We start from the raw sequence: 14,692 nt of genomic DNA on the forward strand, positions 1-14,692 counted from the left end.
CAGGCAGGTGTCCTGCGGGGCTCCGGCCGCGGGGTCAGGACTGGCCGGTGATGTCCTTGATCTGCTTGGCGTTGTTGATCATTTCTTCGGTGATCTCGCCACCCGGCACCGCGTGCTCCGGGCCCCGATCCCCGTATCGGTCTGCCGCCCCTTGGTGAGGAGACGTCACTCACGGTCCACCGAAGAGCTGTACCGGCCAAGGGAGCCTGGTCCCAGGCCTGATCACGGCGTCGGCCCCCTCCTTTCGTCACCGTTCCGCAACAGACATGAACCGGCCTGGCAGGGGCCCCGTAGAGCCGGGTGTGAGCGGCCGAGCGGCCGCGGCGATCCGGAACGAGAGAAGGAACCGACATGGCCGGCGGCAACATCAGGATCAGCCCGGACGAGATGCGGGAGGCGTCGACCTGGCTGCAGAACCAGAAGGAACTGATGCAGCAGAGCCTTCACGAGGCCAACACCAAGATGGACGAGATGGTCGAGGCGGCGTACGCGACGCCGGGCTCCGAGAGCAAGTTCCGTCCGTTCTGGGAGGAGTACAAGAACGGCACCGAGAAGGCGATCGAGGGCCTGCAGGGCGTCAGCGAGTTCATCAAGCAGGTCGCCGACGCGTTCGTCGACACCGACGACCAGACGTCCGGCTCCATCGGCTGACGTGCCCCGCACCGTCCGGCCCCGCTCTCCCTGTGAGGGCGGGGCCGGACGGCCGCAGCAGGAGAGAAGCAGGAGGGGAGACACCGATGGGGCGGATCAGCGTTCCCGTGCAGGACCTGAAGGACACGGTCAGGGAGCTGGAGAACATCGGGGATCTGATCGGGGACTCCGCGACGCTCTTCCATGCCGCCGGCGACCGGGACGACTTCAAGAGCTTCGTCGGCGACAGCAGGCTCGCGGAGGCCCTCGATGCGTTCGACAAGGCGTGGGTGGCGGGTCACGAGCGGGTTCACGACAACGTGAAGACGTTCTCCAAGAACGTGGACACGATCTCCGAGAACTTCACGAAGACGGACGAGGACAGCGCCAGCTCGCTGGACGAATCGAAGAAGGACGCGTGAGCGGAGACGTCGCGCGGAAAGGAAAGGCGCCATGACGCAACCGGTCACGGAAGGGCCCGAGGCCGCGCCCGCGGGATACTCGCTGAGGTTCCCCGACTCCTGGTGGCATCTCGACCTCGACCCGAACACCCGGGACGCGTCGATCCGTCGCCGTATCGAGTCGCAGGTGAAGCAGGCCCCGCAGCTCACCCGCGAGCAGGTGGACAGGCTGATCCGCAGTACCCGGCGCACCGCCCGCGAGGCGCACGCGCAGGGCGCGCTGCGGGCGTCGGGCATGCTCAGGATTCTGCGCGCGGGCAGCGGCCCCCTGGTGCTCAGCGCCACGACGGTGGTGCTCCGGATCTCCGTTCCCGAGGATCAGGCGGAGGATCTGGCGGACCTCGTCGTCGCGGCCGGCATGCAGCTGGGCACCGAGACGGAGGGCAGCGGACTGCCGCCCGGCGAGGTGGAGTTGGTGGAGCTGCCGCACGTCGGTGCGGCCGGGCGGATCACCAGGATCGAGGACGTGGACTACCAGGGGACGCCGGTGCCCACCGCGGTGCGGCACACCCTGATCCCGGTGCCGAACAGCCGGGACTATCTGGTGCTCGCCAGCTCCACCCCCAACGTGGATCTGGCGGAGCAGTTCTACGAGGTCTTCGACGCGATCGCGGAGTCGCTCCGCTTCGAGGAACCGGCCGACACGTCCGGCGCAGCGGATCCGGCGTCGGAAGCGGCCGGTGCAAGCCCCATGGGCGAAACAGACAACGGAAAGTGAGGTCGCGTCCATGGTGCGTCCAGCGGTGTCCGAGTGGGAATCGGTCTTCGGGTTCTCGGACGACCCGACTCCGGGTGACGCGGAGATGCTCGGAGATCTCGCGCGCAGCTACCGGACCGTGGCCGACAACGCGGGCGACGCCCTGCCGCTCGTCTCCGGCCTGGAGAACCAGCAGGTGGGCGAGGGCAAGTCCATGGAGAAACTCCGGGACAAGCTGGGTGACCTGGCCAAGCAGGTGCGCAAGCTGCACAGTTCCTACGACCAGGCGGCCGGCGCCCTGGACACGTATGTGCATTCGCTGCGTGATCAGCAGCGGAACGCCGACAACGCGCTGGAGAAGGGGCGCGAGGCCAAGGAGCGGCTGGAGTCGGCCACCGAGGTGGTGCGTGCGGCCGGTGCCGACATCGGCCGGCTGGACTCGGCCACCCTCCCTCCGGACGACGAGGAGGCGCGGGCGAGCACCCGGCGCGCCCTTGACGAGGCCCACAGCAAGCAGTCCACGGCGCAGACGCACGCCGATGACGCACAGGCGGATCTGGACGCGGCCCGGCTGCTCGCGGAGGACGCGCGGCAGGTGCGTGAGGAGGACGCCGCCACGGCGGCGCAGAAGCTGGACGACGCAAGGGACGAGTCGGTCGCGGGCTACAGCCTGTGGGACAAGATCAAGAAGGTGCTCAGCAAGGCTCTCGGCATCATCAGCGCGGTGCTGGGCGTGCTGGCGATGCTGATTCCCGGCCTGCAGGGGGTGGGGATCGCCCTGACGATCGGCGCCGTCGTGGCCGGTGCGGCGTCGCTGGGCATCAACATGTCGATCATGGCGGAGACAGGCGACTGGGACATCGCCGAGATCGTGCTCGGCGTCGTGGGCCTGGTCGGGGGCGGGGCCGCGGCGCTCAAGGGCATCGGGGGGATCGGCTCGGCGCTCAAGGGGGTCAAGCCCGCCTCGATCAAGCCGTCCAGCATCCGTGTCACCAGCCGGGATCTGAAGAGCCGCACCTGCAAGACCGACCCGGTCGACGTGGCAAGCGGTGAAATGCTGCTGACGCAGACCGATCTGACGCTGCCCGGTGTGCTGCCGCTGGCGGTCTCCCGAACGCATCTGTCGACCTACCGCTACGGCCAGTTCTTCGGCCCCTCCTGGGCCTCCACGCTCGACGAACGCCTGGAGATCGACGACCGGGGGCGGGTGTCGTGGGCCCGCGAGGACGGTTCGATCCTGACGTACCCGAGCCTTCCAGCCGCCGGGTCCGACGAGGCGGTGTGGCCCGAGGAGGGCCCTCGCCTGCCGCTCTCCTGTGCGGGAACGGGCCCCAATGGGGGGTCCACCTATCTCGTCTCCGACCCGCACTCGGGCCTCGTCCGCACCTTCGCGGACCATCCCGCCGACGACAACGGCCTGTACTGGCTGACCCGGTGGCACGACCGCAACGGCAACGAGGTCACTGCCTCCCGGCTGGAGGACGGCACCCCGACCACGCTGGTCCACTCCGGCGGCTACCGCGTCGAGGTCCAGTGCATCGCCGGGCTGCTGACCGGGCTCTCGGTGGCCACGCCACAGGGCCCGGTCGAGGTCATGTCCTACCAGCACGACGCGGACGGCAACCTCACCCACGTGGTGAACTCGTCCGGTCAGCCGCTGGTGTTCGGCTACGACGACCAGTCCCGCATCACCTCCTGGACGGACCGGAACAACTCCACCTACCGCTACGTCTACGACGACGCCAACCGTGTCACGGAGACCATCGGCCCCGACGGATATCTCTCCTCCCGCTGGTCCTACGACCCCGAGCAGTGCCGGACGCACTACACGGACGCCTGCGGCGCCACGACCGTCTACCAGCTCAACAACCTCCACCAGGTCATCGGCGAGACCGACCCCCTGGGCCACACCACCACCTCCGAGTGGGACCGCTACGACAACCTCCTGGCCGAGACCGACGCCCTCGGCCACACGATCCGGTACGAGTACGACCGCGCCCACAACCCCACCGTCATCCAGCTCCCGGACGGCAGCCGGTCCACGTCGACGTACAACGGACTGAACCTCCCCACCACGTTCACGGGCCACGACGGGGAGACGTGGCGGCAGGAGTTCGACGAGCGGGGCAACCTGACGACCGTCACCGCTCCGGACGGCACCACGAACCGCTTCACCCATCACCGCAACGGCGCGGTCGCCTCGGCCACGGACCCGGCCGGCGCGGAGGTCGCGTACGAGGTCGACGGCGCAGGCATCCCCCTGGCGGTCGGCAACCCGGCCGGGCACCGGGCGACGATCGAACGCGACGCGTTCGGCCGGCCCACCTCCGTCACCGATCCGTCGGGCGCGATCACCCGCGCGGTATGGACCGTCGAGGGCCTGCTGTCGGAGCGCACCGCGCCGGACGGCCGCAGTGAGCGCCTGACCTGGGACGGCGAGGGCAACTGCCTCACCAGTACCGACGCCACAGGTGCCACCACCCGCTTCGAGTACACCCACTTCGATCAGCCGGTGGCTCGGACCACGCCCGACGGTGTCCGCTACACCTTCGCCTCCGACGCCGAGCTCCGCCGCACCCAGGTCGTCAACCCGCAAGGTCTGACCTGGGACTACACCTATGACAGCGCGGGCAACGTCATAGCGGAGTCCGACTTCGACGGGCGCGAGATCACCTATGCGCTGGACGGGGTGGGGCGGGTCGTCTGCCACACCACCGCCCTGGGCCAGGAGATCACCTTCCGGTACAACTCCCTCGGCGAGCTGGTGGAGAAGAACGCTGCCGGAGCGAGCACGTCGTACGCGTACGACTCGGCCGGAGCGCTCGTCCGGGCCGCCTCCCCCACCTCGACGCTGGAGCTCGAACGAGACGTCATGGGGCGGATCGTGGCCGAGACCGTCGACGGACGCACCACCCGTTTCACGTACGACATCCTCGGGCGCCGCACCTCCCGCACCACCCCTACTGGCGCTGTCACCGAGCTCACCTACGACGGGAACGGGAACCGCGACACCCTCACCGCCGACGGACACCGGCTGGACTTCACCCACGACGCCGTCGGGCGCGAACTGACCCGCGTATGGGGCACGGCGGCCTCCCCCGTGAGCGCGACGACCGCCTGGGACCTGGCCGGGCGTTCGGTCTCCCACTCTCTCGCCACGCCGGGGCGCACGCTGCGCGAACGGTCCTACACCTACCGGGCCGACAACCACCTGACCGGCATCGCGGACCACGCGACGGGCAAGCGCCAGAACATGGAGCTCGATCCGGTCGGCCGCCCGCTGTCGGTCACCGGCGACGGTTGGGCCGAGTCCTACGCCTACGACCGGGCCGGCAACCAGACCGAGGCCGCCTGGCCCGAGAAAGCGCCCCGGGCCGAGGCCCGCGGCTCCCGCACCTACACCGGCACCCGCATCCGCGAGGCGGGGGCGGTGCGCTACGAGCACGACGACGCGGGCCGCATGGTGCTGCGTCAGAAGCGTCGGCTGTCGAAGAAGCCCGACATCTGGCGCTACGAATGGGACGCGGAGGACCGCCTCACCGCCTGCACGACCCCCGACGGCAACCGCTGGCACTACACGTACGACCCGATAGGGCGTCGCACCGCGAAGTACCGCATGGCCGAGGACGGCCGGACCGCCGTCGAGGGCGTCCGCTTCACCTGGGACGACTCCACCCTCGCCGAACAGACCGACATCACCAACGGCCTCACCCTCACCTGGGAACACGACGGCCACCGCCCCCTCACCCAGCTCGAACGCAAGCCGAGGGGCCAGGGCGAGTACGACTCCCGCTTCTTCGCCATCGTCACGGACCTCGTCGGCACCCCCACCGAACTCGTCGACGAACAGGGCGACATCGCATGGCGCTCCCGCACCACCATGTGGGGCACCACCGCACATCATCGCGACGCCACCGCCCTGACGCCCTTCCGTTTCCCCGGGCAGTACGAAGACCGCGAAACCGGTCTCCATTACAACTACTTCCGTCATTACGACCCGGAGAGCGGCCGGTACACGACACCGGATCCGCTGGGCCTGGATCCCGCCCCCAACCCGGTGGCGTACGTCGACAATCCGCAGGCTTTCAGCGACCCGCTGGGGCTGGCCCCCTGCGATGAGAACAACATCAGCTGGAGCGGGCGAGTCCAGTACAAACCACTCCGCAACAAGCTCCCGCGGGGAGTTTTCGCCAAACTCGACCAGAGCATGATGGGCGGCAAGACCAAGCCCAAGCCCACGTCCGAGCCGCCGGGCTGGCAGTCGGGAAAGAATCTCAACCGTGGCCATCTGCTCGGCGCGCAGCTCGGCGGCTCGAACAAGAGCGTGCTGAACTTTGTCACCTTGCACCGCCACGCGAACGCACCGGTCCATGTGCACTATGAAAACGCGATTCGCAAGGCTGTTGACGCCGGAGAAAAGATTCAATACAAGGTGACACCCATCTACAAGGGAAATAACCCCGTCCCGGCGGCCATGCAACTGAATGTCCGCGGGGATCACGGATTCCAGTTCACCCACCACAAGACCGGGGCTCTCGTGAACCAGGTGATCTTCCCCAACAAGCCCAAATAGCCCGGAATGCGAGAGGGCTCCCGCCCCGGCCGTCCCCGGGGCGGGAGCCCTCAACTCGTACGTACGGCCGGTCAGCTCCCGGCCGGCGGCAGCACCGTCTCCGGAACCTGGACGGTACGCAGCACACCGTCGCCCAGGTGCAGGATCGCCCGGCCCGGTCGGGTCGCGCCCAGGCGGCTGCGGGGCACTTTGACGCCGATCAGTTCGCCGTCGCTCATGTTCTGCGGCTTCAGCAGCAGACCGCAGCGGTTTCGGCGGGCCTCGGTGTGCCAGCCGGAGAAGCCGGAGGAGAGGCGGTCGGTCTGACCGGCGATCACCAGGCCCCGGCCGGTCTCGGCACCGGACTTGGCGATCTGGGTGAGGACGGGCTCGGCCTTCGTCTTCAACAGCAGGTCGGCGTCGTCCAGGATCACCACGGCGCCCTTCGGCGTAAAGGCCAGTATCTGCTCGAGCGCGGTGGGGTCGATGTCGGACTCGTCGAAGACCGCGAGGACGCCGGGCCGTCCGGCGAGCCGGCGCAACTGTGACCTGGCGGGTGCGCCGACGACGACGGGTGTCTTCGTCGACAGCAGTGACAGTGCCAGCGTCGCCAGGACGGTGCTGCGGCCGGAGCGGGCGGGCCCGGCGACGAGGAACGTCGGCGTGACCGAGAAGTCCGGCCCGTAAGCGGTGAGTTCGTCGCCGCCGACACCGGCCAGGGCCCAGCGCGCGGACGGCAAGGGCCGCGGCACGTACCGGGCCGCCTCCTGCCAGGCGAGCCGGTCCGGCAGAGTGTCGACGCGGAACGGCCTTGTCGCGGCGGGCAGTTGGGCCGCCCGCTCGCGGCAGTACTCGGCGATCTGCTGGAGCGCCACGGCCTGCGCCTGGCCTTCCGGGCTGTCCGTGAGGAGCGCGATCTGTACCTCCGCCTTGTCGGCGGCACGGAACGCGCGGCCCGGCGGGATCTCGTCGGGCACGTTGCGCTGGGTGATGCCGATCATCCCGTACTCGGACTTCTCGTTCAGCTTCAGCACGAGCTTGTCCTCGGTGGAGCCGTTGACCCGGCTGGAGAACAGCGCCCGGTCACCGGTCATCACCAGGTGGATGCCGACGCTCGCGCCGTCCCGGAGCAAGGTGAGCACGGAGTTCAGCAGGTTCCCGGAGTCGTACTCGCCGAGCTGCTTGTCGAAGACCTCCCACCGGTCGATGAACAGCACGATGTGCGGTGGCCGTTCGCCCTCCGGCAGGGCACGGCGGAGCTCCGGCAGGTCGGCACTGCCGCGGGCGGCGAGCATCTCCTGGCGCCGGGTCAGCTCCCCGGTCAGCCGGGCGAGCAGCCGGGCCACCCGGTCGGGCTGGGTGCGCTGGGTGATGGCCCCGCAGTGCGGCAGGCCCTCGATGGGCAGCAGCGCGCCGTTGCCGCAGTCGATGCCGTACATGTGCAGTTTGTCCGGAGAGTGGGCGGCGGCCAGGGTGCCGGCGATGGTGCGCAGCGTCTGGGACCTGCCCTGGCGGGGCGAGCCGATGATGTGCAGGTGTCCGAGCGTCGCCGGGTCGATCACCAGGGGCTGCCGGGCCTGTTGCGCGGGCAGGTCCACCACGCCGTACGCGACGGGTGCGAGGTCGTAGTCCGAGGGCGCGGGCACCGGCAAGTCGCCGATGACCAACTGCTCGGGCAGCGGCGGCAGCCAAGGGCTGTGCTGCGCGGGGATGCCCATCTCCCGGTCCGCCGCGCGGATCGCCGTGACGAGTCCGGTCAGGTCGGTCTCCACCTCGGCGGGTACGACCGCGCCACGGGGCCGCGCCGGGAGCGGCTCGCCGAGCCGTTCCCATCCGACCGTCACCGCCCAGGGTGCCGGCAGCGAGGTCGCCGCGGCACCGGGTCGGCGGCCGCCGACCCGTCCGGACTGGAACGGCACGAGGGAGTTCTGGCCCAGGCGGACATAGGCGCGGCCCGGTGTGCCCTGCGAAATCCCGGCGGCCTCAGGGGAGTTGATGACGTCCTGGCTCTCGCCCGCGTCCGTCACCCGGAGCGCGATGCGCAGGTTGGTGTTGGCGCGGATCTCCGAGGAGACGACGCCGCTGGGGCGCTGCGTCGCGAGGATCAGGTGGATGCCGAGGCTACGGCCCCGCTGGGCGATGTTGACCAGGCCCTTCACGAAGTCCGGCAGATCGCGCACCATCGAGGCGAACTCGTCGATGACGATGAGCAGTCGGGGCATCGGGTCATGGCCCGCCCCCGGCTCGCGCTCCAGGAGGTCGACGTAGTCCTCGATGTCCTTGGCGCCGACCGCGGCGAGGATGTGCTCGCGCCGGGTGAGCTCCGCCGTCAGCGACACCAGGGCCCGCTCGACGAGGTGGGCGTCGAGGTCGGTGACCATGCCGACGGTGTGCGGCAGGTCCACACAGTCCTTGAACGCGGAGCCGCCCTTGTAGTCGACCAGGACGAACGTCATCGCGTCCGGACGGTTCGCCACCGCGAGCGAGGCGACCAGCGTCTGGAGGAGTTCGGACTTGCCGGAGCCGGTGGTGCCGGCGACCAGCCCGTGCGGGCCGTCGCGCCGCAGGTCCAGGGAGAACGGGCCGTCCAGGGAGACGCCGACGGTCGCCCGGGTCGAGCGGCCCCCGGCCGTCCAGCGCGCCCGGATGGCGGCGGCCTGCGGCGGGTCGAGGGCGAGGACGTCAAGCAGCCGCGCGGCGCCGGGAAGCACCGCGGCTTCCTCGTCGGTCCCGCCCGGGTCCCGCAGCGGGCCCATCGCGCGGGCCAGCGAACGGCACCACTCCAGGGACACCGCGTCCGGGCGGATGCCCCCGACGGTGCCCCGCCCGGAGCGTCCCACCCGCACGGTCCCGCCGGGCTCCTCGGCGACGACGGCGTGGCACTCCTCGGGCAGCAGCCGCTCCTCGGCGTCCAGGCAGACCGCGCGGACGCCGACGGCCGGTCCGTCACGCAGGATCTGCGCGACGCCGGGCAGCGAACGCAGCCTGCGCGCTCCGTCGAGGACGACGAGCACATCGGGTCCCGCGGGCCGGTTCCTCCGGTCGTCCCGTCCGGCGCGCTCGGCGATCAGCGCGGTCAGTTCGGCGACCCGCCGGGCACAGCTCTCCGTGCCGTAGCCGATGCTGGCCGGGATGTCGCCGGACTTCTTGCGCACGTGAGGCAGCCAGCGCAGCCAGGACCAGGCGTCCCGGTCCTGGCCGCCTGTCGTCAGGAAGTGGATCTGGAGGTCACGGGGGCTGTGCAGCACGGCGGCCTGGGCGACCGTCCAGCGCGCCACGGCGCGCGCGACCGGGCCCTCACCCGCGATGCCCAACACATCGTGCTCGCGCAGCGGAACCGTCACCGGGACGTCGTACGCGGTCCACGGGTCCTCGCGGCGGTGCTCGTCCTTCGTCGGGTCCTGGAGCACCACGTCGGAGGCCAAGTCGGCGGTCCCGATACGCAGTTCGAGGAAGTCGGCGTCGTTGGTACGGCGTTCCCACAGGCGGCGCCGGGGGCCGACGGCGGTCAGCACGACCTCCGCCGGGTCGGGGAAACCACGGCGCCGGGCGGTGCGTTCGGCCACCAGGGCCTCGGTCGCATCACCCTCGATGCGCGCCTTCTTCTCCTCGTACGCGGTGACGCTGTCCGAGTGGGACTGACGTCCGGTGCGCCGGCTCATCATGTAGTTGCCGACGATCGCGACCGGGGAGAGCAGCCCGAACAGCAGCATCGACATGCGGCCGAAGACCAGCGCCCCGGCCCCCGCCATCACCAGCGGGGCAAGGGCGGTGATCCACGGGAGCGGCCGGGCGGCGGGCGGGGCGGGCGGCGAGGGCAGAGTGAAGCGGGTGGTGGTCACGGCCGGACGCAGCCGCGGCGGCCGGTTGTAGTCCCAGCCGGCGCCGTCCTCCGACGGCTGCACGGCCGCGTCCGGCCGCTGCGGGAGGGCGAGTTCGAGCAGGCTGCCACCGATCAGGAGCTGCGCGCCGGCCGGCCAGGCGGTCGCCTCGGCGAGGTCCTCCCGGTCCATTTGCAGGATGCCGCCACCCGTCCCCGACGCCTCGGGCGCGACGCGGCAGCGCCCTCCGGGGCCCACCGTAAGCACGGCGAACGGACGGTCGGGTACGGCGCGCAGCACCTGGGCGGTCCCGTCGTGGGCAAGCCCGATCCGGTACTCGCCGATGTCGAGCCGGAACACGGCGCCCGCGCCGGCCCCGCCGACCGCACGGACTTCCACCAGGCCGACCGGTTCGGCCTCCGAGGTGCCCGCCGGACGGCCCAGGCCCACGATGGCCGCGTGGTGGAGCGGCGCGTCCCGCAGCCGCATATCGGCGGGCAGCAGCCGGTCGCCGGCGTACAGGCCGAGGCCCTCCGGGGGCCGGTGAACGCCTCCCGCCCCGGCCAGCGCCTCCGCGACAGCGCTCACGGGCGTGTCCGGGTCGGCGTCGAGGTGGACGTCGAACGCGTCACCGCCCCCCTCGACCACGGTCAACATCAACGACACGAAAACGTCCTCCAGCCAGCGTGAATGGGGGGCCTCGGCGGCCGCACTCGGCGGCTCCCGTGCCACTGACAGGGCCTACGGCCCCCGTCCGCGGATGGTTCACCGGTGCGCCGGGTGAACCATCCGCGGACGGGCGCCGTAGTCGCCATCGGGTGCCCGGCACAGCGACTGTGCCGCCCCCGCTTTCGACCGTCCCGGCTCCGCCGCCGGGGGTGCCCCGACAAGGAGTCAGAAGATGATCTGGTACGTCCTGGCCGTGGTGCTGGGGCTGGCGCTGATCGGAGCGGTGGCCGCGCTGATCGTCACCGAGCGGCGGGCCCGCCCGCCGAAGCCCGTCGCCGCCTCGACCGCCGTCGTGGGCAGGGAGGCGCTGGACGTGGTCAACGCGGGCCTGCGCCGGCTGACGGGCGAATGCCTGCGCTCTGGCCGGTCGCTGCCCGACCTGTACGGCGTCGTCTACTCCGAGGAGCGGCTCGGACTGCTGCTGGCCGGGGCCGAGGAGGCCGCCCCCGCGCCCTGGACCGCCGAGGCGGACGGCGAGCGCTGGACGATCTCGCCCGACGATCTGCACCGCCCCGGCCCCGAGGGCGAACCGGCCCTGCCGTACGCGCTGACGGTGACGGTGGGCCTGGCCGGCCCCGACCGGGTGCTGGTCGACCTCTCCCGGGCGGCGGGACCCATCTCGGTGACGGGTCCGGACGACGAAGTGCGCAGCCTGGTGCGGGCCGTCGTCACCGAGGCGCTCGACAGCCCGGTGGGGGCGCTCGCCGAGGTCACCCTGGTGGGATCCCTGGCCGACGGCCGGCTCCTTTCCGGCGACGAGCCGCGGACCTCGCGTCTGCGCAACGCGGCCAGCCTGGAGGAGGCGTTCGCCACGGCGGCGTCGGTGGGCACGGGAGCGCCGGAGCCCGGATCGTCCGACGTCACCCAGATCTTCCGGCTGATCGAGAGCAGCAGCCGGATCGCCGTCCATGGCGAGGCGCCGCATCTGTTCGTCGTGGACGCCTCACAGCTCCCGCGCCGGGAGGGGGTACTGGCCGGCCTGCGGCGCGGGGACGCACTGCTGGTGCTCGGCGAGGCACCCACGGGGTGGCGCTGGCGTGCCGGTGCGGGCGGATCGCTCGACACCGGGCCGCTCGGCCTGGAGATCACCCGGCACGCGGGGCGTCTGGCATAAGTGTCATCCGGCCTCGCGGTCCAGGCCGCCCGCGTACAGCCCGCGGCTGTGCAGTGCCTCGCGCAGGGCGCGGGCGGCGTAGTACGTCCGGGACTTGACCGTGCCCGGCGGCACGCCGAGGACCTTGGCCGTCTGGTTGACGCTGCGTCCCAGGTAGTGCACGTGCAACAGGACCTCGCGCTGTGCCGGCCGCAGGTCCCGCAACGCCTCGATGAGCACCTGGGAGGTGAGGATGTGGTCCACGCCGTCGGACACCGGCAGGTGGGCGAGTTCGGGGTCACCGGTCTCCGGTGGTCTGGCCTGGCGGGCCCGGTGGCCGTCGATGACGAGATTGCGCAGCGCGGTGAACAGCCAGGGCCGCGCCGAATCCGTGGTCGGGTCGAGTTCCCCGGCGTGCCGCCAGGCGCGTATCGCGACTTCCTGGAGGACGTCCTCGGCGCGGTGCCAGTCGCCCTCCAGCCACCGTGCGGCGAACTGCAGCAACGCGCGGCCGTGGAAGTGGTAGAGCGCTCTGAGGAATTCGTCGGGGCAGGGCTCCGCGGCGTGGGGGCCGGGTATTCGGTCTTCGGTCGAAGCGCGGGCCGACAAGGGCCTTCCTCTCCGGTCGTCTGTGGGGGAGACGGATTCAGCCGGCCGCGGGAGAACGAGCAGGCCCCGCCGCGGGCCGCCGTGCGCCCGTGCGGCGTTCGTGCGGCGCCCGTGCGGCGCCCGTCAGCCTGCGGCGGCGGTGAACTCGCCCCTTTGGCGCCTATCAGCCCGGTTCGTGGGAGGAAAGTGAACTCACCTCACGGGGCGTCAGCTCCCGGTCGTAGACATGTACGTCGGCGATGTCACCGTTCCAGTAGTCGGCCGCCTTCCCATCGAACTTGCCGCGTCCGATCACCACGGCGCCGGTGGGTTTCACGCTGCTGGAGGCCACCCTGGTTCCCGCGAGCCGGCCGTCCACGTAGACCCTCATCCGGTGGTCCTTCTGGCTGTACGTGCCGGTCAGGTGGTACCAGCGGCCGGACTGCGGCTTCTCGGGCGTCTTCGCGACCGTACGGGCACCGGCGAAACTGAAGGCGAAGTTCCCGTCCGGGCCGGAGTACTGGAGGAAGAACGTGCTGATCCGGTCGCCGTCCTGGGACAGGGCGGTGTGGATGCCGGTCATGTTCTGGGCGGTGAGGCGCACCCGCGCGGCGACCGAGTAGTCCTTGCCCACGGTGTCGAGCCGGGTGTTGGTGTCCGCGTATCCGCTGGTGCCGTCCAGCTGCAGGGCGCCGCCCTCGGGGCCGTCGGTCCACTGCGTGCCGCCGCTGACCACGGCGTCGTACTCGCCGGCCTTCGCTGTGCCGGACTGGTGCAGGGGCCACCATCCGAGCCCCCGCAGCGACTCGGCGCCGCCACCCGGGCTCGATGCGGCCGGCTTCGCCCCGGCCTGTTCCTTCCCGGAGTCCTGGCCGCGCACCAGTTGGACGACGACGAAGGCCAGCGCGACGGTCAATACGGTGATCGTGGTGATAAGCGTCCATCTGCGCGTCATGAATTTCCCCAGGCTGTGCGGCATAAATGCGTCACTGTGATCACGCGTCTGATCCGGAACTGGTTCAGTGTGCAAGTAATTGTGACAGCCCGTGAGACAGCGGACCTGGGCACCCCAATGGATGTGCGCCTGTGCGCCGGGAGATGCGGCGGCGCCTCGCCCGGGGCAGTGGACCATGGGGAGTTGTGCCGTTCCGGCGGCGCGGGCACGCCGTCCGCCCAACGTCGTGAACGTGCCAGGATCCGCAGCGAAAAGGGCATCCGCTGGGGCGGTAGGCCCCTCCAAGCCTCAGCCTGACCCAGCCCGCGAAACCCATGCGGACACAGCACTAGCTCCGGCTGCGGATCATCGACATCAGCAGCCCGTGGGTCTCGTCGTCGGCGGCGACCACGAGCCCGCGGCCTGCCTCACCAATCGGGGCGCCGTCGATCCCGGTGACGGTGCAGCCAGCAGCCCGGCACAAAGCGATGCCAGCGGCGAAGTGCACGCTCCTGGAGAGGTCGCCGCCATCGGTGACATACGCGGCGCGCTTGCCGGCAGCGACCCAGGCCAGCGCCAGGGTCGTGGACACGACCCGCGGCCGGAAACGCTCGACGAACTCAGGGTGGGCTAGCAGATCCACGGCCCGGAATCGCGGCGCACTCGGGAACGGCGGGTCCAGGTTGACGTCCACCAATCGGGTGGCGGGCGTGGGCGTCAATAGTGCGTCGTCGGCCCCGTCATGCCGCATCCAGGCGGTCTCCCCGTCGGTGAAGAAAACCTCGCCGCTGAACGGATCGGCCACCGCTGCTGCCCCATCGCGCAGCGCCACGTTTACGGACACCAACATGTTGCCGACGGCGTAGTTGAGCGTGCCGCACAGGGGGTCAACCAGCCACTGGCGCACGGCGTCGGCGGCGCCCTGTTGCCCGCCTTCCTCGCCGAGCACCGCGTCATCGGGCCGTGCGGCACAGATGACGTCGAGGATCATCTCCTCGGCCTCCACATCGGCGGCGGTGGCAAAGTCCCCGGCCTCTTTGTCGATGCGGGTGAGCCGCTGGCCGTACATGTTGCGGACCACGTCCGCGCCGGCACACGCCCCGGCCTCACGAATTCACGGCACCAGGAGCTTCAGTGACAGCCAGTCACTTCATGGAGGAAGGGTGCTTCCGACCTGCGATGATTCA

Annotated in this window: 10 protein-coding genes and 1 pseudogene; 5 read left to right on the top strand and 6 right to left on the bottom strand. The window is 70.9% G+C overall.

Annotation, left to right across the window (positions count from 1 at the left end; genetic code table 11):
- Nucleotides 1–34 precede the first annotated feature (34 nt).
- Nucleotides 35–169 carry a hypothetical protein gene (locus H8R17_RS47185; protein ID WP_262505420.1) on the bottom strand — a complete coding sequence of 45 codons (135 nt, stop codon included), beginning with the start codon at nt 167–169 and terminating at the stop codon, nt 35–37.
- Between the two features lie 182 nt (nt 170–351).
- On the opposite strand from H8R17_RS47185, the gene H8R17_RS22610 reads away from it, so the two are divergent.
- From H8R17_RS22610 to H8R17_RS22625, 4 genes are all read left to right on the top strand, one after another.
- Nucleotides 352–651, top strand: a complete 300-nt coding sequence (locus H8R17_RS22610; protein ID WP_018535737.1) for a WXG100 family type VII secretion target — start codon at nt 352–354, stop codon at nt 649–651.
- 86 nt (nt 652–737) lie between these two features.
- Nucleotides 738–1,052 carry a hypothetical protein gene (locus H8R17_RS22615; protein WP_187825029.1) on the top strand — a complete coding sequence of 105 codons (315 nt, stop codon included), beginning with the start codon at nt 738–740 and terminating at the stop codon, nt 1,050–1,052.
- Between the two features lie 31 nt (nt 1,053–1,083).
- Nucleotides 1,084–1,809 (top strand): hypothetical protein, encoded by a 726-nt coding sequence (locus H8R17_RS22620; protein ID WP_187825030.1) that lies wholly within the window; start codon nt 1,084–1,086, stop codon nt 1,807–1,809.
- Between the two features lie 25 nt (nt 1,810–1,834).
- The gene (locus H8R17_RS22625; RefSeq protein WP_187825031.1) at nt 1,835–6,361 is read left to right on the top strand and encodes a DUF6531 domain-containing protein; all 4,527 of its coding nucleotides are present in this window, start codon (nt 1,835–1,837) and stop codon (nt 6,359–6,361) included.
- A gap of 71 nt (nt 6,362–6,432) precedes the next feature.
- Here H8R17_RS22625 and H8R17_RS49375 read toward each other — a convergent pair whose 3' ends face one another.
- A complete protein-coding gene (locus H8R17_RS49375; RefSeq protein ID WP_399477111.1) occupies nt 6,433–8,058 on the bottom strand; it encodes an FtsK/SpoIIIE domain-containing protein in 1,626 nt (541 codons plus the stop codon).
- A gap of 375 nt (nt 8,059–8,433) precedes the next feature.
- A pseudogene (locus tag H8R17_RS49380) lies at nt 8,434–10,818 on the bottom strand (FtsK/SpoIIIE domain-containing protein); the annotation flags it as partial.
- Nucleotides 10,819–11,062: 244 nt separating this feature from the next.
- Here H8R17_RS49380 and H8R17_RS22635 point away from each other — a divergent pair.
- Nucleotides 11,063–12,004 carry a hypothetical protein gene (locus H8R17_RS22635; protein WP_187825033.1) on the top strand — a complete coding sequence of 314 codons (942 nt, stop codon included), beginning with the start codon at nt 11,063–11,065 and terminating at the stop codon, nt 12,002–12,004.
- Between the two features lie 3 nt (nt 12,005–12,007).
- On the opposite strand, the gene H8R17_RS22640 is transcribed toward H8R17_RS22635, so the two are convergent.
- The 3 genes from H8R17_RS22640 to H8R17_RS22650 all read right to left on the bottom strand — a co-directional run bounded on the left by H8R17_RS22640 (nt 12,008) and on the right by H8R17_RS22650 (nt 14,586).
- Nucleotides 12,008–12,592, bottom strand: coding sequence for a sigma-70 family RNA polymerase sigma factor (locus tag H8R17_RS22640; protein WP_187825034.1), 585 nt, complete (start codon nt 12,590–12,592; stop codon nt 12,008–12,010).
- 163 nt (nt 12,593–12,755) lie between these two features.
- Entirely contained in the window at nt 12,756–13,487 is a 732-nt protein-coding gene (locus H8R17_RS22645; protein ID WP_262505421.1) for a LamG domain-containing protein, read from the bottom strand.
- A 367-nt stretch (nt 13,488–13,854) separates the two neighbouring features.
- Nucleotides 13,855–14,586, bottom strand: coding sequence for an inositol monophosphatase family protein (locus H8R17_RS22650; protein ID WP_316959497.1), 732 nt, complete (start codon nt 14,584–14,586; stop codon nt 13,855–13,857).
- Between the last annotated feature and the right edge of the window lie 106 nt (nt 14,587–14,692).

It is taken from the genome of Streptomyces sp. TRM68367 (genome assembly GCF_014495685.1).
Lineage (GTDB): Bacteria > Actinomycetota > Actinomycetes > Streptomycetales > Streptomycetaceae > Streptomyces.

Excerpts from the sequence above, each read along its gene's own strand:
- H8R17_RS22635 (WP_187825033.1), top strand. The coding sequence starts at position 11,063 with ATGATCTGGTACGTCCTGGCCGTGGTGCTGGGGCTGGCGCTGATCGGA.
- H8R17_RS22620 (WP_187825030.1), top strand. The coding sequence starts at position 1,084 with ATGACGCAACCGGTCACGGAAGGGCCCGAGGCCGCGCCCGCGGGATAC.
- H8R17_RS49375 (WP_399477111.1), bottom strand. The coding sequence starts at position 8,058 with ATGGGCATCCCCGCGCAGCACAGCCCTTGGCTGCCGCCGCTGCCCGAG.
- H8R17_RS22615 (WP_187825029.1), top strand. The coding sequence starts at position 738 with ATGGGGCGGATCAGCGTTCCCGTGCAGGACCTGAAGGACACGGTCAGG.
- H8R17_RS22610 (WP_018535737.1), top strand. The coding sequence starts at position 352 with ATGGCCGGCGGCAACATCAGGATCAGCCCGGACGAGATGCGGGAGGCG.